Origin of the sequence: Kitasatospora sp. NPDC059795, assembly GCF_042732175.1 — a bacterium.
Classification (GTDB): Bacteria; Actinomycetota; Actinomycetes; order Streptomycetales; family Streptomycetaceae; genus Kitasatospora.
Map to the genome: position 1 here is coordinate 316,839 of NZ_JBHWID010000006.1, position 23,086 is coordinate 339,924.

At 70.8% G+C, this 23,086-nt stretch carries 25 protein-coding genes; 13 read left to right on the forward strand and 12 right to left on the reverse strand.

Features of this window, described 5'->3' with window-relative positions; translation table 11 throughout:
• Position 1: 1 nt before the first annotated feature.
• Entirely contained in the window at positions 2–949 is a 948-nt protein-coding gene (locus ACFV4P_RS15320) for a RimK family alpha-L-glutamate ligase (protein WP_380471205.1), read from the reverse strand.
• Positions 950–1,174: 225 nt separating this feature from the next.
• Here ACFV4P_RS15320 and ACFV4P_RS15325 point away from each other — a divergent pair, with 225 nt between their 5' ends.
• The 6 genes from ACFV4P_RS15325 to ACFV4P_RS15350 all read left to right on the forward strand — a co-directional run bounded on the left by ACFV4P_RS15325 (position 1,175) and on the right by ACFV4P_RS15350 (position 6,062).
• Positions 1,175–1,996, forward strand: coding sequence for a lipase family protein (locus tag ACFV4P_RS15325; protein ID WP_380471207.1), 822 nt, complete (start codon positions 1,175–1,177; stop codon positions 1,994–1,996).
• Between the two features lie 342 nt (positions 1,997–2,338).
• On the forward strand, positions 2,339–3,466 hold the full coding sequence (locus ACFV4P_RS15330; protein ID WP_380471208.1) for a helix-turn-helix transcriptional regulator: 1,128 nt from the start codon (positions 2,339–2,341) through the stop codon (positions 3,464–3,466).
• A gap of 96 nt (positions 3,467–3,562) precedes the next feature.
• Positions 3,563–4,006, forward strand: a complete 444-nt coding sequence (locus ACFV4P_RS15335) for a hypothetical protein (protein WP_380471210.1) — start codon at positions 3,563–3,565, stop codon at positions 4,004–4,006.
• A 323-nt stretch (positions 4,007–4,329) separates the two neighbouring features.
• Positions 4,330–4,572 (forward strand): DUF397 domain-containing protein, encoded by a 243-nt coding sequence (locus ACFV4P_RS15340; protein WP_380471212.1) that lies wholly within the window; start codon positions 4,330–4,332, stop codon positions 4,570–4,572.
• A gap of 90 nt (positions 4,573–4,662) precedes the next feature.
• Positions 4,663–5,151, forward strand: a complete 489-nt coding sequence (locus tag ACFV4P_RS15345) for a hypothetical protein (protein WP_380471214.1) — start codon at positions 4,663–4,665, stop codon at positions 5,149–5,151.
• 14 nt (positions 5,152–5,165) lie between these two features.
• On the forward strand, positions 5,166–6,062 hold the full coding sequence (locus ACFV4P_RS15350; protein ID WP_380471216.1) for a JmjC domain-containing protein: 897 nt from the start codon (positions 5,166–5,168) through the stop codon (positions 6,060–6,062).
• Between the two features lie 105 nt (positions 6,063–6,167).
• Here ACFV4P_RS15350 and ACFV4P_RS15355 read toward each other — a convergent pair whose 3' ends face one another.
• Positions 6,168–6,416, reverse strand: coding sequence for a hypothetical protein (locus ACFV4P_RS15355; protein ID WP_380471218.1), 249 nt, complete (start codon positions 6,414–6,416; stop codon positions 6,168–6,170).
• Positions 6,417–6,822: 406 nt separating this feature from the next.
• Here ACFV4P_RS15355 and ACFV4P_RS15360 point away from each other — a divergent pair, with 406 nt between their 5' ends.
• The gene (locus tag ACFV4P_RS15360; RefSeq protein WP_380471220.1) at positions 6,823–7,821 is read left to right on the forward strand and encodes a DUF3103 family protein; all 999 of its coding nucleotides are present in this window, start codon (positions 6,823–6,825) and stop codon (positions 7,819–7,821) included.
• A gap of 259 nt (positions 7,822–8,080) precedes the next feature.
• On the opposite strand, the gene ACFV4P_RS15365 is transcribed toward ACFV4P_RS15360, so the two are convergent.
• The 4 genes from ACFV4P_RS15365 to ACFV4P_RS15380 form a co-directional block, all read right to left on the reverse strand.
• The gene (locus ACFV4P_RS15365) at positions 8,081–9,175 is read right to left on the reverse strand and encodes a methyltransferase domain-containing protein (protein ID WP_380471222.1); all 1,095 of its coding nucleotides are present in this window, start codon (positions 9,173–9,175) and stop codon (positions 8,081–8,083) included.
• Complete coding sequence (gene tgmB, locus ACFV4P_RS15370; protein ID WP_380471224.1) at positions 9,172–10,128, reverse strand: ATP-grasp ribosomal peptide maturase; 957 nt, start codon at positions 10,126–10,128, stop codon at positions 9,172–9,174. Before tgmB ends, ACFV4P_RS15365 begins: the two co-directional genes overlap by 4 nt.
• A 24-nt stretch (positions 10,129–10,152) precedes the next feature.
• A complete protein-coding gene (gene tgmA, locus ACFV4P_RS15375; RefSeq protein WP_380471226.1) occupies positions 10,153–10,425 on the reverse strand; it encodes a putative ATP-grasp-modified RiPP in 273 nt (90 codons plus the stop codon).
• A gap of 169 nt (positions 10,426–10,594) precedes the next feature.
• Positions 10,595–10,888 (reverse strand): hypothetical protein, encoded by a 294-nt coding sequence (locus ACFV4P_RS15380; RefSeq protein WP_380471228.1) that lies wholly within the window; start codon positions 10,886–10,888, stop codon positions 10,595–10,597.
• A gap of 120 nt (positions 10,889–11,008) precedes the next feature.
• Here ACFV4P_RS15380 and ACFV4P_RS15385 point away from each other — a divergent pair, with 120 nt between their 5' ends.
• On the forward strand, positions 11,009–11,848 hold the full coding sequence (locus tag ACFV4P_RS15385; protein WP_380471230.1) for a helix-turn-helix domain-containing protein: 840 nt from the start codon (positions 11,009–11,011) through the stop codon (positions 11,846–11,848).
• Entirely contained in the window at positions 11,845–12,093 is a 249-nt protein-coding gene (locus ACFV4P_RS15390) for a DUF397 domain-containing protein (RefSeq protein WP_380471232.1), read from the forward strand. The genes ACFV4P_RS15385 and ACFV4P_RS15390 overlap by 4 nt, the downstream gene beginning before the upstream one ends.
• 65 nt (positions 12,094–12,158) lie before the next feature.
• On the opposite strand, the gene ACFV4P_RS15395 is transcribed toward ACFV4P_RS15390, so the two are convergent.
• The 4 genes from ACFV4P_RS15395 to ACFV4P_RS15410 all read right to left on the reverse strand — a co-directional run bounded on the left by ACFV4P_RS15395 (position 12,159) and on the right by ACFV4P_RS15410 (position 17,304).
• Positions 12,159–13,028, reverse strand: a complete 870-nt coding sequence (locus ACFV4P_RS15395) for a CPBP family intramembrane glutamic endopeptidase (protein ID WP_380471234.1) — start codon at positions 13,026–13,028, stop codon at positions 12,159–12,161.
• A 213-nt stretch (positions 13,029–13,241) separates the two neighbouring features.
• Positions 13,242–15,158: an NAD-binding protein gene (locus ACFV4P_RS15400; RefSeq protein WP_380471236.1), complete on the reverse strand. Its 1,917-nt coding sequence runs from the start codon at positions 15,156–15,158 to the stop codon at positions 13,242–13,244.
• Positions 15,159–15,292: 134 nt separating this feature from the next.
• Positions 15,293–15,892, reverse strand: a complete 600-nt coding sequence (locus ACFV4P_RS15405) for a hypothetical protein (protein ID WP_380471238.1) — start codon at positions 15,890–15,892, stop codon at positions 15,293–15,295.
• A 155-nt stretch (positions 15,893–16,047) separates the two neighbouring features.
• Entirely contained in the window at positions 16,048–17,304 is a 1,257-nt protein-coding gene (locus ACFV4P_RS15410) for an MFS transporter (RefSeq protein WP_380471239.1), read from the reverse strand.
• 317 nt (positions 17,305–17,621) lie between these two features.
• Between ACFV4P_RS15410 and ACFV4P_RS15415 the strand changes: the two genes are divergently transcribed.
• The 3 genes from ACFV4P_RS15415 to ACFV4P_RS15425 all read left to right on the forward strand — a co-directional run bounded on the left by ACFV4P_RS15415 (position 17,622) and on the right by ACFV4P_RS15425 (position 19,467).
• Positions 17,622–18,071, forward strand: a complete 450-nt coding sequence (locus ACFV4P_RS15415) for a DUF523 domain-containing protein (RefSeq protein WP_380471241.1) — start codon at positions 17,622–17,624, stop codon at positions 18,069–18,071.
• A 159-nt stretch (positions 18,072–18,230) separates the two neighbouring features.
• Positions 18,231–18,863 (forward strand): ClpP family protease, encoded by a 633-nt coding sequence (locus ACFV4P_RS15420; RefSeq protein ID WP_380471243.1) that lies wholly within the window; start codon positions 18,231–18,233, stop codon positions 18,861–18,863.
• A 1-nt stretch (position 18,864) separates the two neighbouring features.
• The gene (locus tag ACFV4P_RS15425; protein WP_380471245.1) at positions 18,865–19,467 is read left to right on the forward strand and encodes a ClpP family protease; all 603 of its coding nucleotides are present in this window, start codon (positions 18,865–18,867) and stop codon (positions 19,465–19,467) included.
• Positions 19,468–19,533: 66 nt separating this feature from the next.
• On the opposite strand, the gene ACFV4P_RS15430 is transcribed toward ACFV4P_RS15425, so the two are convergent.
• On the reverse strand, positions 19,534–19,908 hold the full coding sequence (locus ACFV4P_RS15430; RefSeq protein ID WP_380471247.1) for a helix-turn-helix domain-containing protein: 375 nt from the start codon (positions 19,906–19,908) through the stop codon (positions 19,534–19,536).
• Between the two features lie 131 nt (positions 19,909–20,039).
• Here ACFV4P_RS15430 and pip point away from each other — a divergent pair, with 131 nt between their 5' ends.
• Positions 20,040–21,011 (forward strand): prolyl aminopeptidase, encoded by a 972-nt coding sequence (pip, locus tag ACFV4P_RS15435; protein WP_380471249.1) that lies wholly within the window; start codon positions 20,040–20,042, stop codon positions 21,009–21,011.
• A gap of 88 nt (positions 21,012–21,099) precedes the next feature.
• Here the strand turns inward: pip and ACFV4P_RS15440 are convergent, their stop codons facing one another.
• Entirely contained in the window at positions 21,100–22,794 is a 1,695-nt protein-coding gene (locus ACFV4P_RS15440) for an ABC transporter family substrate-binding protein (protein WP_380471251.1), read from the reverse strand.
• Between the last annotated feature and the right edge of the window lie 292 nt (positions 22,795–23,086).

Sequence of the window (23,086 nt, forward strand, 5' to 3'; positions counted from 1 at the left end):
GCTACGTCAGACGTTTCGTGATCGCGGCGACCAGGGCGGGGGTGACGTCCGGCATCCGGTCGCCCCAGGCGGCGTTGGCGTTCACCTCGCACACCGTGAAGGCTTCGCCCTCGGCTGCGGAGGCGTCACCCTCGGGCGTGGCGGCCCTGCCCTCCTCGAAGAGCAGGTCGACGCCGCAGAACACCAGGCCGAGCCGCTCGGCGGCCCGCACCGCGAGCTGCTCCGCCGCCGGGTAGCGGCCGAGGCAGGGCTCGATGACGCCGCCGATCGCCGTGTTCGACTGGAGACGGCCGTCGGGCGCCCGGCGCTCGCCGGCGGCCACCACCCGTCCGTCCACCACGATCACCCGCAGGTCACGGCCGTGCGAGTGCCGCACGTAGCGCTGGAACAGGAACGGCACGTCGGTGCGCAGGCTTCCCTGGAGGTCCGCCACCGTCGCGGCGTCCGGGGCCAGGAACACCCGGCGGCCGCCGCTGCCGCGCACCGACTTCACCACGCACGGCTCGGGGATGCCGGCCGCCACCGCCCGGCCCGGGCGGGCGTCGGTGTGGGTGCGGGTGTCGGGGACCGGCAGGCCGGCCTCGGCGAGGCGCTGGAGCTGCCAGAACTTGTTGACGCAGGTCAGGGTCGCGTCCATCGGGTTGACCAACTCGGTGCCGAGTGCTTCGAGTTGGCGCATCAGGGTGACTTCGCGGTCCATGCTCAGCGAGGTCGTCGCGAGGCGGAGCACCGCCACCCGGGGCGGCTCGATCCGGCGGCCCGTCAGGTCGTGCAGGGTCAGCTCCCCGCCCGTCACGCCCAGCAGCAGCCGGTCGGTCGGCACGGCCGCGAACCTCGGGCCGAAGGCCTCGGCGAGGGCGGCAGCGAGGCGGTGCGTCGTCGGGGTGTCGCGGACGAAGGGGCCGAGCAGCAGCCACAGATCGGCCTCGGGACTGGGGTCGGCCGCCACGAAACGCGCTCCAGGGGTTGGCAGTTACGGGATCTCACCCCATCATCCGGGCCGTGCGCCCGCCGCGACAACCGCCCTCGTGGCGCGCGCCCCCTCGGGCGCGACTGCTGCCCGTGTGCGCGGACCGCGCTCCGCAGCGCCGCCGTGTCCGACCCCCGGTTGCCGGGCCACGGTCGCCGCCTCGGCGCACGATGACGGCCACCCCCTCCGGAAAGGACACCTCCCGTGGCCGTCCCCACCACGCTCGACCAATCCGTCACCGGCTACAGCCTCCCGCACGCCTACTGGCTGGCGAAGGCCGCCGACCTCGCCTACAAGGACGACGCCACCATCGACCAGCAGGCCCACGACTGGGGGCTCCCGACGGTCCGCCACCACTTCACCGCGTTCACCCCGCCGTTCCCGCTCCAGGACACCCAGGCCTACACGGCCGCCAGCGACCGGATGATCATCACAGCGTTCCGCGGCACCGAACCCAAGGAGATCCGCGACTGGCTCTCCGACGGCACCACCCCGCCCTGGCCCGGCCCGGCCGAGACCGGCTACGTCCACTACGGCTTCGCCGAGGCGCTCAACTCGGTCTTCCCCACCGTCCGCGACACCATCGCCGACCTGCGCGACAACGGCCAGAGCCTCTGGTTCACCGGCCACAGCCTCGGCGGCGCCCTCGCCATGCTGGCCGCCGCCCGCCTCTACCTGGAGGACCCCAAGCTCCAGGCCGACGGCGTCGTCACCTTCGGCCAGCCCCGCACCTGCGACCGACTCCTCGCCGCGGCGTACAACAAGGGCTTCAAGGACCGCACCTACCGCTTCGTCAACAACAACGACATCGTTCCCCAACTCCCACCCGAGCCGGCCTTCACCCACGTCGACACCGCCCGCTACATCGACTCCGCCGGCCGCATCCGCGACAACGCAGGCCTCCTCGGCACCCTCCCCGACCACGCGAAGGGCCTGACGGCCGACGCCTTCGCCCCGGCGAGCGACGGCATCCGGGACCACTTCATGCGCAACTACCTGGCGGCGCTGGAGAAGAACCTGAGCTAAGGGCTGTCCCGTAGTCGCCGATGGCGGTCAGGGCGCCTTCCGCGTCGCGCCGCTCCGAGTGGACGTGAAGATCAGGGAAACCCGCGCAGCACCACACACGCCCCGCCTTGTCCTCCCCCCCGCGGGCGGTCGGGGCGGGGCCTTGCCGTTTCCGGGGTCTTCCGGGTGCGCTGGTCGACCGTGCCGTGGGGCCACCGTTGTCGCCGGCAACCGCGTCGATGCCTTCGGGCCGGCGCGTCCTGACGGTCGAGTTGCCGCGATTTGCTGCACAGGTGCTGCGTCCCCCGTAGGGGGGAATCAAGCGGAGGGCCCTGTGGTGCGGTCCGGCGTAGGCTGCCGGTCATGACGACGGCGGTGGGGAGTCTGATCGAAGAGCTGCGCCGTGGACTGGGCATGTCTCAGGACCAACTTGCAGCGAGGCTCAATGAGTTGGGAAACCGTACGACGGTGACGCGGCAGTTGATCAGCCGGTGGGAGAACGGATACCAGGGACGGAAGCCCGGCCCGCTCTGGCTACGTCATTTGGCTACCGCCTTGCAGGTGCCCCTGCACGCTCTTGAGAGTGCGGACGTGAACCGACGATCCTTTTTGACGAACGTTGCCGCGACAGCCATAGCGCCCGCGACTGCCTCGGACTTGTTGTCCCACGGCTTCGCGACTGCACTCCGCGGCGGGCCGTCCCTGGACGACTGGCAGGAACGGCTCTACATCTACGGCCGGGACTACATGTCGTCCGGTGCGGAGGAGATCCAACGCCGTCTCGCCGCGGACATGGTGGTGCTGCAGCGGCAAGCCGAGGGCCCGCGCATGTGGGAGGTGGCCGCCCGGCTCGCAACTCTGTTCGCCAAGACGTTCCCTGGCACCGACGCGGCACGGACCACGGGCTGGTACGGCATGGCGGCAACTGCGGCCGACCGGTCCGACGACCAGGCTTCTCGGGTATGGGTACGGGGGCGCGCTGCGATCGCACTCGGCTATGAAGGCGCATCGCTGGCGGTCGCGGAACGGTTCGCCGACCAGGCTCTGGCGTTCGACTCGCGGCCGTCCCTCGGCCGACTCAACGCGCTCATGGGCAAGGCGCACGCTGCCGCGATCCGCGGCGACCGGCGGGCAGCTTTGCAGCTCAACGACGAGGGGTGGCGAGTCTTCGAGCGGGTTGCCTCACCAGCGGACGAGCAGTCGGACTACGCGGTGCCCGAGTGGCGGATGAACGTCTTTTCGTCTCTGCTGTTTGCTCGGCTCGGTGAGGAGAAACGGGCCGAACACGCTCAGGAGCAAGCACGCTTGTTGCTTCCGCCCTCACTTCCGCGGTTCGCCACGCATCTTGAGCTGCATCGCGGGCTCATGCTCGCTCAGGCAGGCGATCGTGTCGGCGGAGTGGCGTATGCGCGGGCGGCGCTGAGCCAACTTCCTTCTAGCAAACGATCCCTGACGCTACGTCTGTTGATGGCTGAAGTGGAAGCGGCCTAAGGGGCCTGGCTACCCCAAGCGGCTACCCCCTGTCTGACGACCTGTTGCGGCACGCAAAGTGGTGTCCCCGCACGGTTCGGAGCGATCGGGGACAGTGTGACCAGCGAGCTACTTGCACAGCGTCGGGCAGACCAGTTCGAGAAGGCGCGTACGGCGTGCGCCTACCTGGGGAGTGCGCTCGACTCCATCGGTGTCGCACTGCCGGGACTCAAGGTGGAGCAGACGGAGTCGGGCGACTGTCGGTTGGCACTCGGCAGCTTGGACATTGGCCCCGGCAAGGAGCTGGCGTTCGCCGTTCTCGCAGGTGCGTCGGTGCTCCACGCGATCAAGGCGGTCCCGACCGCCGGCGAACTGCTGGCCGACATGTCCACGGGCCGACTCGGCAGGTTCCGCGGTATGGAGGGCGAACGGTGGCGGCTCGCCGGGGCCTTCGGCAACGGCGAGCCATGGACGGCCGATCCGCTCAAGGTAAGGGAGCCGACCCTCAACGAACGGGTCCGTGCGGACATGGCGGCCGTCATCGGTGGCAAGGCGGGGTGAGCGGTGACGCGCTTGACTGCCTTGAGGGCCCTGTGGTGCTCGGATTCGGTGCTGCACCGGCTGGCACGGTGCTCGCGTTCGCAATGCCGGCTGCGGTGGGTGGCGTGCTTCGTCGCGCTGACGCTCGCCGTGATCGGCGGTTGTAGGCCGATACGCCGCACGAAATCGCCGGCACTGTCCGGTGGGCACATGTCCCGGCCTGCCCCACCGAGTAGCCCCGACAACTCCCGTTCGGGTCGCGTGCCAACCCCGCGAGCGAAACGGGTGCAGCACCCGGCCGGTCACCCGATCGACCGGACACTCGATCACCCCTTGGAGGGGAAATGAAGACCAACCTGTACGAGTTGCCGACCGAAGGCCTGGCTCTGGCCAAGGTGTGCGGAGGCAACAGCGGCGACGGCGAGTCCGAGTCGTGCGCGACCATCGGTGCCATCCCGGGCCCGGTGGACGCCTACGCCCTCGGTGACAGCAAGCTGGGCGATGGTTCGCCGCTGCTCCGCTTCACCGGGGCCGAGCTGGACGCCCTCGCCGCCCGGATCAACGCCATCCGGGGCGCGGCGGCCTGAGTTCCAGGCTGACGCACCACTGAATCACACGGGGGTTGTTGGTCTGAGTCTCAGTCAGACCAGCAACCCCCGCTCCGTGGAGGATAACCCGTGACGACTCTCGCCCACTTCCACGGCTACGGTCCGTGGCTCGGTAGGCCCGATCAGTACCACGCCGAGTATCTGCGGCGCCCCGCCCCGTTCGACACAGCGTGGCAAATGATGGTCTCCGGTATGAAGTCGCCGGACCAGGAAGCGCACATGCCGTTCGAGCAACGGACGATCCCGCCCATGCAGACAGGGCATTGGTTGTTGCGCCGCCCATCCTGCCTTGCGCGGCAGACCTGGGCGGAGCCCAAGGAAGCCGCCGAGTGGCTGGCCGGCATGTACGACCAGTATCCGCCGGCCCAGCGTACGGACGGGGCTCCGGTGGATATCGGAACCGCGGCAAAAGTGGAGTACGCCACGATGGCCCTTACCCACGGCACCGACGTGGTGTGGGTCCACTACCTGTCGGGCGAACGCATGTTCAGCGCTTCGGTGGTCGCATGCCCGAACCGGTTCCACCCCCGTACTCCATGCCCGCACCCTCTCTCGTGATCGGAGAAGACTGCATGGCGCTTGCCACGCTGGTCGGTCCCCAGGGGGCCGAAGCACTGCTACGTGCCTGCCCGATCGAACCCGCGGTGTACCGTCGCGGCGGGTCCGAGTTGGACGAGCGGATCACGCTTCCGCTCGTGGGGGCCTACATCGACCACGGGCTGACGGATCCCGCGTTCACGGCCGCCGTGAAGGATGGGAAGGCTGCGCACCCGGGACGGTTTTCCCGGGACGGGAAGTTGCGTCCCGGGAAGTTGCGGGAGCTGTTCGAGGGCGGGCACACGGTCAATCTGCGGCACCTGCAGACGCGAGTGCCGTACCTGGCCGAACTGTGCCGCGAGATCGAAGCGGAGACCGGCTGCACGATGTTCGTCTCGGGCCTGCTCACCCCGCCCGGCGCACAAGGACTCACGCACCACTGGGACCAGTTCCTGGCCGTGGTGACACACCTTCACGGTCGCAAGCGCTGGCCGCTGTGGCGCCCCGAAGTCCAGTTCCCAGTGGACGAGTACCTTGCGTCCCCCACCGTGTGGACGGCAGAGATGCAAGAGCGGTGGAACAGCACCGAGCCGTACGCGGTGTTCGACCTGGAACCCGGTGACACGCTGGTCATGCCGCGCGGGTGGGTCCACAGCCCGCACTGCTTCCCGGACGATCCCGATCCCTCCTTGCACCTGACCTTCGCCCTGCGGGAGCGCATGTCGCTCGACCTGGCGGAAGCCCTGGTGCGCACCGCGCTCGATCGCCCCGAGTTCCGGGCCGGGATCGCACCGAGCCGGCTCACCCCCGAGAACTTGGCCGACACACTGGCAGACACGCGGGCGCAGATAGTTCGGTATCTGGCCACCACTTCCCCGGCGGACGTCGCGGACACCGTCCGTGCGGCGCTGTTCCCGAAACCCGCCGGATAGGGTCACGGGCAGGGCTCCTTCTGTCAGGGATGGGCACTCGCACGACTTGCCAGCCGACGCCTTCGCCCCGGCGAGCGACGGCATCCGCGACCACTTCATGCGCAACTACCTGGCGGCGCTGGAGAAGAACCTGAGCAGCAGCACGTCCCGCACGTCCGGGCGTTCCAGGTAGGCGGCCAAGACCAGCCCGCGCGGCAGCGGCACGTCACCCGGCACGTCCTTCACGCAGTGGACGGCCAGGTCCACCGTGCCGCCTTGCAGCATGACGTCGATCTGCTTGGTGTACAGGCCCTTGCCGCCGAGCCGGGCGAGGTCGCCCTGCCACAGGTCCGCGAACAACTCCCGTGCCTGCACCGCGATTCGGTTCGTCGCGCGGAATGTCCCCTGGGCGCCAGTTCTCCGCTTCGCGCCCGCGCAAGTTTCGCGCGTACCTGCCAGACATTTCGGGTGTTTCGTGACCGACCGTACTGGACGGTTGCATGGGGTCTATTCGCGTAGACGTCCAATGCCTCACCATGGGTCCGCTCCAGGAACCAACTGCGTCGGACCCGACCCGGGTTCGGCGTCCATGGCCTGCCCGGAAGTCGGGTGGGCGGCGACAGGTGGAGGCTCCCTCTTGTTCTCCCTGCACTCTGCACGGCGGCTGCGTACGGTGGTGACCGGTCTGGCGTTGACCGGGCTGGCCGTGACGGCGGCTCAGGGGTTCGCTTCGGCGGCGCCCGTTCATGACTCGAAGCGCGCTGCGGCTCGGGCCTCGGCTGTGGACGTCATCGAGGACGGCGCGGCGCGTTCGCTGGCGCTGTCGCTGGGCGACAAGGCGTGGCAGCGCCAGGTCTCGGGTGCGCTGGCCCAGGGCAAGGCGGTCGGGCTGCACGGGCTGACGGCCGGGTCGGCGACGAAGGGCGCGGCCGGATTCGGTGGGCACATCGCCAAGGCGGACCGTCAGGTGGCGGACGCCAAGGGGCTGGGCGCGGACGTCGATTCGCTGCTCCAGGTGCGGCTGGTGGGCGCGGCCGCCGAGGGCGTCGAGCCGCTGGTGGCGTCCTCGCCGTCGGACGACAACGCCACCGTGGTGGTCGCGTACGACAGCACCGGCAAGGCGTACGAGCTGGCCGCCGACCACGCGCCGGACCGGCCGGTCTACCTGGTGGACGTGGACACCGACAAGGCCACCGAGGCCGGGATGAAGGTGCTGCAGAAGGAGCTGTCCGCCGCGGGTCTGCAGACCCCGGTCGCGGCCGCGCCGGTGAACAGCGCTGCGGCCGCCACCGGGTTCTGGACGACCCGGGTCACCTCCGTCACGGTCAACGACGTGAAGGAGCCGTGGTTCAAGGGCGCCGCCGAGATCTTCGACCTGGTGACCGGCTTCGGCCTGGACGGCAAGGTGCGGGTCGACACCGTCACCATGCCGTACCTGGACGACGCCAAGAAGACGTACTACCCGAACCAGATCCTGGTGAACTGGTCGCTGTACAAGTACAACCTGGCCGACGTCGTGATGATGGAGGACGACGGCGACACCAACTACTCCTCGCTGGCGAAGGCGCTGGCGGCGGTGCTGCTGACCATCACCGACCAGGGCGCGTACATCCCGCTGGTGAACGCCGTGATCGACGCGATGCCGTCGTCCTGGTGGACCGACGACCCGGACTACGTCGAGTCCTGGTACACCCTGGCCACCACGACGACCGGCACCCGCACCGGCGCGTCGGGCAACGGGACGATGACGTTCGACCGCTACTGGGTGTCCGCGCTCTGACGGGTCGACGGGAACGAGCCGGGCGTCGGCGGGAGTTGTCGCTCCCGCCGGCGCCCCGGTGGTGGCAGGTCGTGGCAGGTCGACCCCCGGATTGGGGGCGGAGCGTCCGGAAGTGGTGTGATGTGACGCCGACTCCCGAGGGGCCGGCCCGAGGTCGGCCGCTACCGGCTGGCCGCCGACTGAAGGTCTGTGTCCGGGTCGCCGCCGGCGGGCGATGGCCCGGACGTGCCGCGAGGAGCCGCGGTGGGTTCCGCTCGGGTCAGCCCAGCTCCCAGAGGGGTCCTTCGGTGTCTGCGACCGATGCCCACTGCCGTTCCGCTTCGACGGTGAGCCGGTACCGGTCGCGGGTCGGACGCCCGGCAGCCCTGTGCGCCGTGATGGCGGTCTCCACCGTGTCCAGAATCCTTCGGGGCCCGGACTGCCGTGCGATGCCGCATCGGAGCTCGGCCCACGCCCCGTCCGGCTGCCAGATGTGCACAGCGGTGATCTCGCCGGCGTCGTCGTAGGTATAGCGGTGCATCGCCCGGGGCAGGGCGAGCGTCAGAAGGAAGTGGACTCCGTCGTCCAGCAAATCCGTGGGCGCCACGGAGCACGGACGTGAGCTGTAAGTGTCCGGCAGGGGCGGCGGAACAGGCGTCGTCCCGGTGCCGCCGATCCCGCGAACGGGCATGAAGAAGGCCGCGTCCGGGAGGAACGCTCCCGAGGCGGTCCCGTCGTCCCGGACCACGAGTCGCACGACTCCGCCGCCGACCGGGCACACGATCACACCGCCGGGGCGCAGTTGCGTGAGCCATGCCGGGGGAACGCTGGAGAATCCGCAGGTGGCAATCAGCCGGTCGTACGGGCCTCCGCCGGGATGGCCGATCCGTCCGTCGTCGGCAAGGACCGTGGGGCGGTATCCGGCCCGGGCGAGGCGTTGCTCGGCATCGTGGGCCAGGTCCGGGTCGATCTCGATCGTGGTCACGTTCTCGTCGCCGACACGGTGACTCAGGAGAGCAGCGTTGTACCCGGTGCCGGTGGCCACTTCGAGCACCTTGTTGCCGTCGGCCACATCCAGGGCTTCGAGCATCAACGCCATGAGGGTCGGCATCGTTGACGAACTGGTCGGAACTCCGCCCGTGTCGAACCGGGTCAAGAGGGAGTCGTCGCTGTAGACCGTGCTCAACCACTGGGGGTCGTCGGGCGTCAGGTGGACGGGGCCGTTCTGCGCGCCGACGGCGAATCCCCGAACGAATGCCTCGCGCGGAACGGTGGCGAATGCCTCGTGCCAGCGGTCGGACTTGATGGCACCGGTGTTCCGAAGGCGGTCGGCCAGCTTGAGACGAAGGTCGGCCGGTGCCGTCGGGAGAGTCATCGGGGGACTCCTTCGAGGAGGTTCGCAAGGGCGGTGGTGATCGGTTTGCGGAGGTCCGGGACGAAGCCGAACTGACCGTTGGGGCTGAGGTCCACGAAGAACCACATCCCATCGTTGTCAACGAGGAAGTCCAGCGCCGCGTACCGGAGTCCGAAGGCGGCCATCAAGGACCGCACACCGTCGGCGACCACTTCGGGCACGCCGCACACCTTGTAGGTCAAGCTGTCGTAGTCGGTTCGGAAGTCGATTCGGGACGCCTCCGACCCGGCGTGGATCTCGGCCGCGAACAGCTCGTCCCCGACCGCCGTCAACCGCACCTCATGCGACTTGTCGACCCACCTCTGGAACTGATGGGCGGTACATGAGACCCCCGTGTCGATCTCCTCGGCGGCCACCCGGTTGGTCCAGAGAACAACCCGTCCATCGTCTTCCTGCGGCGGCATGGTGCTGCCGAGAGGCTTGTACGCGGCTACCCCGCCGGGGAGTTGACGGACGAACCGACGAGCCCGGTCCGGTTCGTTGGTGATCAGAGTGCTCGGGACGGTCAAGCCGGCGCGGGCAGCGGTAGCGAGCGCAAGCGGCTTGAGGCCCGCTCGCCGGTTGGCGTGGGGGTGGTTGACCCACACGCAATCCAGGGACGCCAGCACGCCGCCAAGGCCCGCCATCGCCTCCGCCCGCGACCACTCGCGGTCGGCCTCGGCCAGGTCCGCCGGCAGTCGGTAGTCCGACGGGCGCCGGTAGTACACGGAACGGATGCCGGGCATGGGCACATCCCGATGCTGACCGCTGACCCTTCCACACCATCCTTGACTGCCCAGCACGGCCGTGAGCGACAGCTTCGCGGGGAAGTCGCCGGGGTCGATCCGTACGATCGGGGTATCTCGCCGGTTCAACTCGGCGATCACCAGATCGGCCGTGGGGTCGAGATCGGCGGTCAGCACCAGAACGGTCACTGCTCGGTCTCCTGTCGTGTCAGCTCACTGGTCGATGGTTGGCGCGGTGTCGGAGTCCATCCACTTCTGGTGGTCGGTTTGGGTCTGGTACTGCGTCTGGCTCGTCGTACTCGTCGTCATCGACGGCGTGTGGACGAAGATCTCGTTGTCCGGGGTCACGCTGACCTGCCGCTCCGGGCACAGGGTCAGGCTGTGAAGGGTCTCGTCCGTGGTCGGGACGACTGGCACGGCCTTCGTGAGACCGAACGGCCTCTTGCTCCTGGGGCGCTCAGCGGTCTGTGTGGACACGACCAGCACTTCCAATCCTTTGGTCGACGGTGGTTGTCTGTACGTCCTGCCCTGGCGGTGGCACCGATTCCGTCCGCCGGGGCGGGTGTTGCCGGTCCTGATCACTTCGCGGTGATCCCGGATCGGCGCCGCCCGGGGAACCGGGCGGAGTCTGTGATGCATGTGGTCACGTGCAGTTTCACGAGGCGTCCCGCGGAAGGTGCGCGTCGGTGAGGTGGGAGTCCCGGTTGCGTTCCCGAAGCTTCGCCTCAAGTTCCGTCGGGTCCTCGGTGATCCACTCCAGGGGGACGCGCCACTCCTCGCCGCCACGGAGCGGCCGGAGGTGGACGAGCCCCGTCCACGTGCCCATATACGCGCCGGTCTGCCCGGTCCGGCCGTCGGTGACCAGTTCCCCGAAGGCCGACGGCTCGTAGGGGTTCGCCGGCAGCAGCTCCTGGAGGGTCCGGGCTTCTGTGGGCTGATGTCCAGTCATGACACGATCTCCGTAATGCTGTTCGGCTCCGCTCCGCTTCACCGTGAGTAGTTTCAGCGTGGCGCTTCGGCGCTACTCTTGGAAGTGGCGGCATGTCCGCAAAGCGTCTGAGGACGGGCGGTGCAGGCGGTGGCGTTCCAAGAACGTGCGCTCCAACCCGAGCGGTCGGTGGCCGACTTGTTCGGGTTCGAGCTTCGGGAGGCCCGGAGGCGTCTGGGCCTGTCGCTGGCCGCCCTTGCCGGGGTCGTCGACTACAGCAAGACCCACCTCGGCAACATCGAGACGGCCGACCGTGCGATTCCCCCGGACCTGCCGGCCAAGCTGGACAAGGCGCTTGAAGCCTGCGGGCTCTTCGGCCGCCTGTACCGACTCTCGCACCTGGAGAACTTCCCCCAGTGGTCGCGCCGCTTCATGGAGTTGGAGCAACTGGCTTCCTACATGCGGAAGTACGTTGCAGGTAGCTTCCCGGGCTTGTGGCAGACGGCCGAGTACGGGCGGGCGGCGATCAGGCTCGGTAGACCTCGTGCGGACGCTGACGAGGTCGAACGTCTCTGGGCAGCTCGCGCGGTACGACAGGAAGTTCTGACAAGTGACCTCCCGCCGTACCTGTGGGTGGTGCTGGACGAGGCGGTCGTCCGCCGGTGGATCGGCGGCCCGGGAGTGATGCGCCGCCAGATTCGGCATGTCCTCGACCTCAGCGACGGCCTGAATTCGACCGTTCAAGTACTGCCGTTCTCCGCGGGCGGTCACGGTGCAATGGGCGGCTCGATAACGCTGCTGGACTTCCTTGATGCGCCCAGGGTCGCCTACCTTGAAGGTGCCGTCTCGGGGCAGCTCGTGGAGTCCCCGGAACAGGTGCACCGGAACGCCCTCACCTACGATCTCGTGCAAGCGGCAGCACTGCCGCCACAGGAGTCACAGAGGTGGCTTCTGCGCGCCATGGAGGAGATCCAAGAATGACCACCGCGCAGCCCTCATCCATCCCCAACGTGGACGCGCAGCAGGCGGATTGGTTCAAGTCCAGTTACAGCACCAACAACGGTGAAGGTGACTGCGTCGAAATCTCCACCACCTACCTGCCGTCCGACGGCGTGTGCCTCGTTCGTGACAGCAAGAGCCCGGACGGCCCGTTCCTCCGTATCCCGGCACAGCGCTGGGGCGCCTTCGTCACCGCCGCAGCCGCTGGGCACTTCGGCGAAGCCTGAGCCGCACCGGCAGGTCTGGAGACCCCATTGCCCACCCGAGCCATGGGGTCTCGTCATGCTCCGGCCTACGCGGCTGCCGTCCTCGCTGCGCGCGTCCCGGCCCGACGGCGATGCGCCAGCCAGGCGACCAGGACGGCGAGGGCGGTGATCGGCCAGGTGGAGATGCTCAGGGGCCCGGCGAACAGGGGGTCGACGAGGCGGTCCGAGACCTCGCGGGTCAGCGGCAGTGCGAACTCGTTGAGTGAGACGTGCGCCGCGACGGCCGCCCAGACCGAGCCGGTGGTGAGCCGGACGGTGGCGATGACGGTTCCGAGCAGCGTCGCCGTCACCACGGCGGCGGGTATGCCCAGCAGCACCGAGTGGCCGGGGTAGCTCCCGCCGAGCGCCGTCATCGGGACGTGCCAGGCGCCCCAGATCGCGCCGCCGATCAGCAGGCCGCGCGTCCGGCCGTGGCGGAGCAGCCTGGGCAACAGGTAGCCCTGCCAGCCGAGTTCCTCGCCGAAGTACAGTGGAAGCGACACCAGCGCGCTCAGCACCAGCGGGGTGATCACCGCGGGCCCGGGCAGGTGCGCGGGACTGTACCGGCCGGCCGCCGTCGCCACCGCAAGGCCGGCTGCGGTCAGGGCCAGCGGGATCGTCAACGCGACTGCCACGGAGCGGAGTTCGTGACGCCACGGGGTGGCCCTGGTGAGTCCGAGGATCCGTACGGCCGCGCGCGGCCCGTGGCGGCGTGCGGTGAGGCCGAAGGCGGTCAGGGCCGGCACCAGCATCATCAGGATCATGCAGAACGCCGCGAGCGGCGACGTGCCCTGCGCGGCGCTCGTCCGGCGGAGGCCGTCGAGCCAGAGCGGGACCATGGCGAGCCACGCTCCGACGAAGCTGATCGCCAGAAAGGGGAAGAGACCGGGGCTGTCCGGAGGGTTCGTTCGTTCCATGGCCGGGACGCTACGAACCGCACGGTGGCCGGGGCCACCGTGCAGGCTCCTAGGTCGAAGGTGCAGTTGGCTGCACTGCGCCAGGGGGTCTGGAGGGGGGAGACTGGTCCGTCGTGAACGCGTTCTCGAAAGCGCCTGCGGTTGCCGCTCGTTCGGTGCGTGTGCGCCGCGCGCCCGGGCGGTGGCCCGCGACGGCACGGCTCGGCAAGGCGTTCATCGCCCCTGGTGGTGCTCCCGTGCGGGTCGGTCGGGCCGGGAGCCCAGGAGGCCGAGGCCGCGGGCGGTGGCTGCGACCACGACGCGGTCTCCCTCGACCAGGACCCGGCCGGGCGGTGGGGACCAGAGCAACTCCGGTCCGCCGGGGCGGGGTTGGGCGAGGTCGGGGCTGCGGAATTCCGGTGGGGCCAGGTCGACGGCGAGGACGCGCCAGAGGCCCGGGCGGTGGGCGTCCGCGACGGTGACGCCGCGCAGGCGGGGTGAGCGGGCGACCTCCACCGCCGCGATCACCAGGACTTCGCGGCCCACCGCGAGCGCGCCGATCACCTGGCGGCCCATCATCGCGGAGGCGAACGCGGGCGCCGCCAGGTAGGCCACGCTGCGGCTGCGGGTCTGGGCCTCCGGGTAGGAGTCGCGCAGCGTCAGGTACACGTTCTCGGCGAAGTCGTCGTCGAACAGCCGGAGTACCGCCCGGAGTCGGGGAACGGACTCGCGGCCCGCGAGCGCCACCTCGAAGTTGGTGGAGTCGTCGCTGCTGAGTGCCAGCAGGGCCTGCGCGCGGCCGACCTTCGCGGCTTCCAGGACCCCGTCCTGGGTGGCGTCCCCGATCACCACCGGCACGCCGAAGGCCCGTGCCCGGGCGACGCCGACCGCCGCCGGGTCGGCCTCGACGCACACCACCGGCACGTCCAGGTCCCAGAGTTGCTCCAGGACGCGGCTGCCGAGCCGGCCCAGGCCCACCAGCACCACGTGGTCAGCGAGTCCGCGCGGCGGGCGGCGCAGCGCCGTCGCGGTGCGGAAGGTGCCCAGCGCCTCCAGCACCAGGGCGATCAGCAGCGGCATCAGCAGCATCCCGCTGACCGCCGTGAGGATCTGCAGCACCTTGCCGGACCGGCCGCCCTCGTCGGTCGGGTCGGCGATGCCGAGCACGTCCAGCACCGTCAGCCACGCCGAGTGCGCCGGGGACTGCCCGGTGAACGCCACCGTCGCCCCGGCCAGCAGCGCGAGCAGTGCGACCAGGCCCGCCAGCGCCCAGCGGAGCCGCGCCGAGAAGAGCGACGCGAACGGCAGGCCGGGCAGGCCCGGCAGGCGGCGGCGACGGGCTGTCGTCGAGGCGTCGCCCAGCAGTTCCAGCACCACCCGCTCCGCCCCGACCGGATCCGTTCCCACCTGCTCCGTTCCGACCTGCTCCGTTCCCACCCGCTCCGTTCCCACCCGCTCCGGGGCGGGCAGCAGCGACGAGCCCGTCCCCGGCTCGTCCAGCGGGCCGACGGCCGCCACCGTCGCCAACTCCTGGCCCGACGGCGGCTCCCCGGCCCGCCGCACGGTCGCCCGCAGCAGCCGGCCGTCGACCTGCACCGCCTGGCTGCGGCCCGAGACCGCCGCCGCGACCAGCGCGGGCGCGGCCGTCGCCGAGGTGGACAGCACCGTGGTGGACGCCTCCAGTTCGGCCCGGGTCAGCTCCGGGTTGCGGGCCAGTACCGCGCGGTCCAGCGCCTGTTCGATCCGGTTGCCCAGCCGGCGGTTGAAGACCCGCACCACCAGCCGCAGGTCCGGGTTCAACTGGCGTGCGTTGAGCGCCACTTGGAGGTTCGCGTGGTCGTCCCCGGAGGTCAGCGCGAGCGCCACCGCGCCGCCCACCCCGGCCAGCTCCAGCGCGGCGACGTCCAGCCGGGGAGCCTGGACGGCCCGCACCGAGCCCGGCCGCTCCCGGGCCAGTTCGGCGATCCGCGGCCCGTGGTCCTCCGTCAGCGACGGCACCAGCACCACCACCCGCCGCTCGTACAGCGCCGCGAGCTGCACCGCCAGCCGGTGCGCCAGCGGCCCCCCGCCGCAGACGATCATGTGCCCGTCGCCGTCCGCCTCCCCCGCCCGCGCCTCCGGAACCGTCGCGACCGCCGCCTCCCCCAACACTGCCCCCCCCGCGTCCCCGTCCCCGCTGCCACCGGGCCGTCCGTACGCCACCCTGCCAGACCGGCCCCCGCCGACGCGACGCCGTTGCCCGGGCCGTCGGCCGGACGTCCCGGGCCGCGCACCCTGACGGGCCGTTACGGCCGGAAGGGCAGCGGCTCGTGGTGGTGCCAGAGCAGGACGCGGTCCTCGGCGCGGAGTTCGGCGGAGCCCCATTCGAGGCGGACCACACCCGAGGTGAGCGAACAGGCGTAGGCGACCAGGACGAGCGCGGTGTCCGGCGCGAGGCGCAGCAGGTCGATGTGCGGCTCCTCCGGCGCGGGCAGGTCGATGCCCAGGTCCAGCGTGTACTGCCGGGATTCGGGGCCGTGGCGGCGGATCAGCTCGGCGCGCAGGCCGGTGGCGCGGCGCAGGCGGGCAGCGGTGACCGGGGCGTCGCGTTTCGCGTACCGGATCGGGTAGACGAGGTGCCCGGCGACCACCATGACGGTGCGGGCCTGGAGCCGGACCGGCTCGGCGCCGGGGAAGTCGGCCAGGCCGGCGGCGAGTTCCTCGTACTGTGCGGCGTACAGGCCGTGCCCGTAGGCCTCGCGGGTCTGCGTGTGGACGCCCTCGTGGCCGCCGCGGGCCCGGGCGTGGGCGCGCAGGATGCAGGCCGGCACGGTCGCGGCCATCCGGTCGGCCAGTTCGCCGAAGATGCTGTGCGCCCACGGGCTGGCAGCGTTCGGTGCTCCCATCGATCCCCCCGGTCGGAATTCCGTCGAAGTCTTCGACAGTCCGCGAACGGGCGGCCGGGATCAAGGGCGCAGCGGGGGCGCACGAGGTGCGGGCGCCCGCCGTCCGGGCCGGAGTGGCTCGGGCGGCAGGCGGCGGGCAGCGGACGCTGGCGGGGTCAGGCCGTGGCGTTGTCCGGGTGGAGGGGGGTTGGGGTGCGGCGGGTGCGGAGGGTGGTGAGGGCGGCGGCGAGGAGGAGGGTGGCGGCGGCGAGGACGGCGATGGCGGAGGCGAGGGTGCCGGTGGCCTTGGAGACGGCGATCAGGGCGACGGGGCAGACGAATTCGCCGAGGAAGAAGGCGGCGTTCCAGAGGCCGGTGCCGCGGCCGCGGTCGGCGTCGGAGAGCAGGGCCAGGGTGCGGGTGATCAGGGTGGGGAGGAGCAGGCCGCCGGCGAAGCAGTTGACGACCGCGCCGATCACCAGGACCGGGGCGTTGCCCGCGAAGGCGACGATGGCGAAGCCGGCGGCGCAGGTCGCCAGGACGGCGGGCAGCAGGCGTTCGGCGTGCGCGGTGATGCGGGTGAAGGTGATCGCGCCGGCGACGGTCGCGGCGCTGGCGATCGCCGTGGACAGGCCGATCGCGGCCGGGGCGGTGACGCCGAGGTCGTCGAGGAGGTAGGAGGTCTCGACGGGCATGGTGTAGAAGACCATCGCGCCGAAGAAGGTGAGCGCGCACGGCGCGAGCAGTCGGCGCAGCAGCGGCGCGGAGGCAGCGGCGGCGGCGAGAGAAGCGGCGGGGGAGGGGGACGCGGGCTGCGGGCGGGTGGTCGGGCGCAGGAGCGTCGCCATCAGGGGCGCGAGCAGCAGGCCGACGGCGTACGCCCAGAACGGCGCGCGCCAGCCGGCCGAGCCGGCCGCGCCGCCGACGGCGAAGAACGCGGTGGCGGAGATCGACGCGCACATGGCCTGCAGGGCGAGGTAGCGCTCGCGTTGGCGGCCCGACCAGTAGTCGCCGATCAGCGTGGTGCAGCAGGTCATGATGGCGGACTCGGCGACGCCGACCAGCACCCGGCTGGCGACGATCGCGCCCAGCGAGTCGAGCCACAGCGGGGCGGTGCCGACGATCGCGTACAGCACGGTGGCGACGACCAGCAGGCGGTGGCGGCCGAGCCGGTCGACCAGGACGCCGGCGAACGGGGCCATCAGGCCGAGGGACAGCGCGGGGACGGTGAGCGCCATCGGGGCCAGCACGTCCGCGCCCGGGGTGGCGGCGAAGTGGTCCTGGAGCTTGGGCAGCACCGGCGCGATCAGCACGGCGCCGAGGATCGGCAGGCAGCTGCCCGCCATCAGCAGGGTGGCGGTCAGCCGGGGCCGGGCGAGGACGGGGGCCTGCTGCGGGGTCGCGGCGGGGGCCGCGGTGGCGGGGGCGGGCATGTGGCTCCGTTCGGAAGGACGGGGCCCGGTCGACGGGGACGGTACGGGGCATGCGGGCGCGGCCGGCCCCGCCCGGCCCGTGGGGCAGGCCGTCGGCGTCGGCACGGTGCGCCGTGTCGACGGGCCGGGACGGCAGTCATCCTGAACGCGCGGAGCGTCACCTGGCAATGCCCCAAGCCGTCGAATATACGAATTCCTGACAACTGTCCGGTGAATGACGATCCGTCGGAATCACCTCCCGACGGCCCGTCGGGGGACCGGGTTCCCGCAGCTCAGACCCCGTGCCGGGCGGGTGTGCCGCCCGGTAGCCTGGGCGGGTGGAAGCGATTCTGGTCAGTGCGTGTCTGCGCGGGGTGCCGTGCCGGTTCGACGGGCGGGACAAGGCCTCGCCCGCGCTCGCCGAGCTGCTCGACGGGCGGCGGGCGGTGCCGTTCTGCCCCGAGGTGGCGGGTGGCCTGCCCACCCCGCGTCCCCCGGCGGAGCTGGTCGGCGGCGACGGGCACGACGTGCTGGACGGCACCGCGCGGGTGGTGGAGGACGGCGGCCGCGACGTCACGGCCGAGTTCGTGGCTGGCGCCGAGCGGGCGCTGCTGGCAGCTCGGCGGGCCGGCTGCACGGCGGCGGTGCTGATGCCGCGCAGCCCTTCGTGCGGCCGGGGCGCGGTCTACGACGGCTCGTTCGCGGGCGCGCTGGTGCCGGGCGACGGCGTGACGGCGGCGCTGCTGGAACGCAACGGGATCACCGTCCGGCCCGCGCCCGGGGTCTAACGGTTCGAGGTCGGGGTCCAGCGGTTCGGGGCCCGGAAAACCCGTCTGCTGTCGGCGAATTCGCGGCGGGCAGAGAACTGTCGTCCGGGCCTCGTCCGGGGTGAACAGTGGAGTGGACGGCACACTCCGGCCCCGAGGAGGAGACCTCCGATGTCCCCGATGTCCAGTCCGTTCCAGCCCCGTGCGGAGGACGGCGACACGCCGCCCAGCCGCTTCGACGACCACCTCGCGGCGCAGCTGCTCGCGCAGCGCATCGTGCTGCTCGGCACCCAGGTCGACGAGGTGTCGGCGAACCGGGTGTGCGCGCAGCTGCTGCTGCTCTCCGCGGAGGACCCGCGCACCGACATCAGCCTGTACATCAACAGCCCGGGCGGGTCGGTGACGGCGGGCCTGGCGATCTACGACACCATGCGGCTGATCCCGAACGACGTCTCGACGCTGGCGATGGGATTCGCCGCCAGCATGGGCCAGTTCCTGCTGACGGTGGGCGCCGCCGGCAAGCGGTTCGTGCTGCCGAACGCGCGGATCATGATGCACCAGCCGTCGGCGGGCATCGGCGGCACCGCGTCCGACGTCGCGATCCAGGCGGAGAACCTGGAGTACACCAAGCAGGCGATCGAGCGGATCACCGCCGCGCACACCGGCCAGAGCGTGGAGACCATCGCCCGCGACGGCGACCGGGACCGCTGGTTCACGGCCGAGGAGGCGAAGGAGTACGGGATGGTCGACCAGGTGGTGGAGTCGCTCGCCGACATCCGCCCGGCCGCCAACCGCCGACGGATGGGGTTGTGACATGGGCTCGTACACGGTTCCCTACGTCATCGAGAAGACCGCGCAGGGCGAGCGCAGCTACGACGTGTTCAGCCGGCTGCTGAACGAGCGGATCATCTTCCTCGGCACCGAGATCGACGACGGCGTCGCCAACGTGGTGATCGCGCAGCTGCTGCACCTGGAGTCGTCGAGCCCGGGGGAGGAGATCGCGATCTACCTCAACTCGCCCGGCGGGTCGTTCACTTCGCTGATGGCGATCTACGACACGATGACGTTCGTGCAGTCGCCGATCTCGACGTTCTGCGTCGGTCAGGCGGCGTCCACGGCGGCGGTGCTGCTGGCCGGCGGCGACCCCGGGCGGCGGTTCGTGCTCCAGCACTCCCGGGTGCTGCTCGGCCAGCCCGCCAGCGGCGGCCGGCAGGGGACGGTCTCCGACCTGAGCCTGGCCGCCAAGGAGATGCTGCGGATCCGCTCGCAGGTCGAGGAGGTGCTGTCCCGCCACACCGGGCACGACCTGGCGACCCTGCGGGCGGACACCGACCGGGACAGGGTCTTCACCGCCGAGGAGGCCGTCGCCTACGGCCTGGCCGACCAGGTGCTGAGCCGGCGCCAGTTGCCGGCCTGACCGGACGGGCGGACGGTCGGTCGGTACGGCGCCCCGCCGCACCGACCGACCGTCCGAACCGTTCCGTCACGCCGCCAGGCAGAGCCCGTTGCCGGGACCCCCGGCCACCCGGCCGGGCGCGCGCCGACGCGAGTGGGTCACCAGGTCGTCCTGCGCGAGCGACAGCAGCTCACCGAGTCCGAGCCCGAGCGCGTGCGCGGCGGCCGCCAGGACCTCCGACGACGCCTCCTTCCGACCCCGCTCCAACTCCGACAGGTACGGCACGGAGATCCGCGCCTCCTCCGACACATCCTTCAACGTCCGCTGCTGCGCCAGCCGTTCGCGCCGCAGCACACCCCCCACCACGTCCCGCCAGAGCGGTTCCTTCGGCGCAGGGGGCTGCTGCCCGCCCGGCGGGCGCAGTGGAATGACGCGGGCTTCGTTCGGGCCTTGAGTGCTCACCCCTCCAGCGTAGGCATCCACCGGGCCCGGGGAATACAACGGCGTTCTGCTGTGCGGGAAATGGGCCGGGCATGACGGCCGATCAGAAATGGCAGGCGGCCCGGACGGGGGCCGTCCTAGGATCGACGGTCATGGTTGACTTCTATCCGCCCACGCACCCCTACGACAGCGGCTTCCTGGACACCGGGGACGGCAACCGCATCTACTACGAGCAGCTCGGGAACCCCGAGGGCAAGCCTGCGCTGTATCTGCACGGCGGCCCCGGGGCGGGGTTCCCGAAGCGGCCCACCCGGGCCTGGGACCCGGAGGCGTACCGGCTGATCCGGTTCGATCAGCGCAACTGCGGGCGCAGCACGCCGCACGGGAGCGATCCGGCGGCGGACATGGCGCTGAACACCACGCGGCACCTGATCGAGGACATCGAGCGGCTGCGTGAACACCTGGGCGTCGAGCGGTGGTTGCTGAACGGGGCGTCGTGGGGGTCGACGCTGCTGCTGGCGTACGCGCAGGAGTTCCCGGAGCGGGTCACCGAGATCGTCATCCAGGCGGTGACGACCACGCGGCGGGCGGAGACGGACTGGCTGTACCGGGGGGTCGGCGGGTTCCGGCCGGAGGCGTGGGACCGGTTCCGGGACGCCGTGCCGGAGAGCGAACGGGGCGGCGACGTCTACCAGTTGCTCGCGGCGTACGCGCGGATGATGGAGGACCCGGACCGGGCGGTGCGGGAGCGGGTCGCGAACGAGTGGCTGGCCTGGGAGGACGCCGTCATCGAGGGCGAGCCGAACGGCATCCCGGGCATGTACAGCGACCGGGAGATGGACGACCGGATCGCGTTCGTGCGGATCTGCTCGCACTTCTTCAGCAACGGGGCCTGGCTGGAGGAGGACCAACTGCTAAGGAACGCCCACAAGTTGGCGGGCATCCCGGGTGTGCTGGCGCACGGTCGGTACGACATGGGCTGCCCGGCGCAGACCGCGTGGGAGCTGGCCAAGGCGTGGCCGGACGCGAAGCTGCACATCTTCGACGACTCCGGGCACGTGGGCAGCGAGGCCATGACGAAGACCATGCGGCAGGCCATCGAGGACTTCAAGCACCCGAAGTAGAACAGAAATTGACGCCCCGTCACCACACAGGCGGTGACGGGGCGTTCGCGTTCGTGGAGAGGTCGGGCGGTCGGGCGGCGGCCCGGGGTTACTTCTGCCAGCCGACCGAGGTGATCACCGTGTCGGCGAGGCTGCCCGCGCCGTAGTTGGCCAGGCCCTTGCGGGTGGCGACGATGCTGGGGCGCTGGTAGAGCTCGACGGTGTGGGCGAGTTCCCAGATCTTCACGTCGGCCTGGTTGTAGAGCTCGGCGGCCTTCGCGGGGTCGAGGGTGGCGGCGGCCTTGCGCAGCAGGGTGTCGATCTCGGGGGTGCTGAGCTTGGAGTAGTTGCCGAACACGTTGTCGCCCACCGGGGCGCGGAAGATCGGCACCGTCTTCGAGAGCGGGAAGGAACCGGTGTTGCGCCAGCTGGCCAGGTCGAACTTGCCCTGGTCGATGTACTTGGCGAAGTACTCCTTGCTGGGCACCTTGTCGATGGTGAGCTTGACGCCGACCTGCTGGAGCATGTTCTGGGTGGCGCTGGCCAGGTCGTACTGGGCCTGGGTGGAGCCGTCGCTCATCACGTAGTGCAGTTCCAGGGGCTGGCCGTCCTTGCTGCGGGCGCCGCCGGAGTCCTTCCAACCGGCCTCGTCCAGCCACTTCTTGGCGGTCGCCGGGTCGTACGTCACCCAGTCGCCGGCGTTGGCCTGGTAGCCGTTCTGGTTGGTCATGAACAGGTGGTTGTCGAGCGGCTTGAACTCCACCGGGACGCCCTTGTTGGCGATCTTGATGAGCGAGGCGCGGTCGAGCGCCTTGCCGAGGGCCTGGCGGACCTTCTGGTCGGCGAGCGCGCCGTTGCCGCCGAAGGAGATGTGCACCTCGTCCCAGGGGGTGCCGGTGCGGATCACCGAGTCCTTGGCGTCCTTGAGCTGGCCGTAGGAGGTGGCGGTGCCGGCGGACGCGAAGTCGATCTCGTTGTTCAGGTAGGACTGGGTGATCGCGGCGGCGTCCAGCACCCGGTAGGTGATCCGCTCCAGCTTCGGCTTCGGGCCCCACCAGCGGGGGTTGGGGGTGAGGGTGATGGTCTGCGCGGTCTTGTCGGCGTTGGCGACCACGAACGGGCCGGCGAAGACCGGGACCTTCTCGACCCAGCCCTCGTTGAACGCCTTCGGGTCGGCGATGCCGGAGGCCGGCAGCAGCGGGCTGAACAGGCTCTGCCAGTCGGCGTACGGCTCGGAGAAGGTCACCTTGACCTCGCTCGGGTCGGCGCCCTGCTCGACGCCGGAGATCTGCTCGTAGCCGGAGGAGTCGGCCAGGTTGTAGGCCTGGTCCTTGCCGTTGGACGCCTTCCAGACCGCCTCGAAGTCCTTGTACCCGATGGCCGTTCCGTCCGACCAGACCGCCTTCGGGTTGAGCTTGTACGTCACCACCTGCGGCGAGGTGGAGGTGACCTGCGCGGAGACCAGGTACTCGGGGACGGGGTGGTAGACGCCGTGGGCGTCGGAGCGGAAGAGCTTGGCCTCCACGTAGCCCATGATCTCGACCGCGTCGCCGTAGTTGCCGTCGACCTGGTACGGGTTCCACTGGGTGATCCACTGCTGGAGCGGCAGGCGCAGCTCGCCGCCGTCCTTGACGTTCTCCAGCGGCTGTGGGTTGTTGTCCTCGGCGTCGACGGGGGGCGCCACGGTCTTGGCGACGTCCGCCGAGCCGCCGCCCTGGCTGCTGCAGGCGGTCGCGGCCAGGAGCGCGGCGAGGGCCGCGGCGGCGGCGCGGCCGATTCGGCGGGTGGCGGGCGAAGTGCGCATCGGCGGAGTCCTCGGGTTTCGAAGAGTCGGCGGGCGTCGTCAGGTGTGACGACGCTTGATCGTGGGCAGCCAAGTCGGTGCCGGCGGGCCGAACGTAACAGGCCATCGGGCACCGGGAGAAGGGTGATGCGCGGAACTGATCGAAACGAAACGGAGCGCAACACCGTCGCAACACCCCGTCCGTACCCGTCTGATCAGCTGTGACCAGCAGGTTCACCCGAACGGTTGAACCGAAGGTGTGACCGACCCTGGACGGACCGGTCGGGCGTGGCGTACAACTGCTGCGCAAAAC

Coding starts and splice junctions, on each gene's coding strand:
- ACFV4P_RS15350 (WP_380471216.1), top strand. CDS start 5,166: ATGGCGCTTGCCACGCTGGTCGGTCCCCAGGGGGCCGAAGCACTGCTA.
- ACFV4P_RS15425 (WP_380471245.1), top strand. CDS start 18,865: ATGGGCTCGTACACGGTTCCCTACGTCATCGAGAAGACCGCGCAGGGC.
- ACFV4P_RS15330 (WP_380471208.1), top strand. CDS start 2,339: ATGACGACGGCGGTGGGGAGTCTGATCGAAGAGCTGCGCCGTGGACTG.
- ACFV4P_RS15380 (WP_380471228.1), bottom strand. CDS start 10,888: ATGACTGGACATCAGCCCACAGAAGCCCGGACCCTCCAGGAGCTGCTG.
- ACFV4P_RS15390 (WP_380471232.1), top strand. CDS start 11,845: ATGACCACCGCGCAGCCCTCATCCATCCCCAACGTGGACGCGCAGCAG.
- ACFV4P_RS15440 (WP_380471251.1), bottom strand. CDS start 22,794: ATGCGCACTTCGCCCGCCACCCGCCGAATCGGCCGCGCCGCCGCCGCG.
- pip (WP_380471249.1), top strand. CDS start 20,040: ATGGTTGACTTCTATCCGCCCACGCACCCCTACGACAGCGGCTTCCTG.
- ACFV4P_RS15340 (WP_380471212.1), top strand. CDS start 4,330: ATGAAGACCAACCTGTACGAGTTGCCGACCGAAGGCCTGGCTCTGGCC.
- ACFV4P_RS15395 (WP_380471234.1), bottom strand. CDS start 13,028: ATGGAACGAACGAACCCTCCGGACAGCCCCGGTCTCTTCCCCTTTCTG.
- ACFV4P_RS15365 (WP_380471222.1), bottom strand. CDS start 9,175: ATGACTCTCCCGACGGCACCGGCCGACCTTCGTCTCAAGCTGGCCGAC.
- ACFV4P_RS15405 (WP_380471238.1), bottom strand. CDS start 15,892: ATGGGAGCACCGAACGCTGCCAGCCCGTGGGCGCACAGCATCTTCGGC.
- ACFV4P_RS15420 (WP_380471243.1), top strand. CDS start 18,231: ATGTCCAGTCCGTTCCAGCCCCGTGCGGAGGACGGCGACACGCCGCCC.
- ACFV4P_RS15410 (WP_380471239.1), bottom strand. CDS start 17,304: ATGCCCGCCCCCGCCACCGCGGCCCCCGCCGCGACCCCGCAGCAGGCC.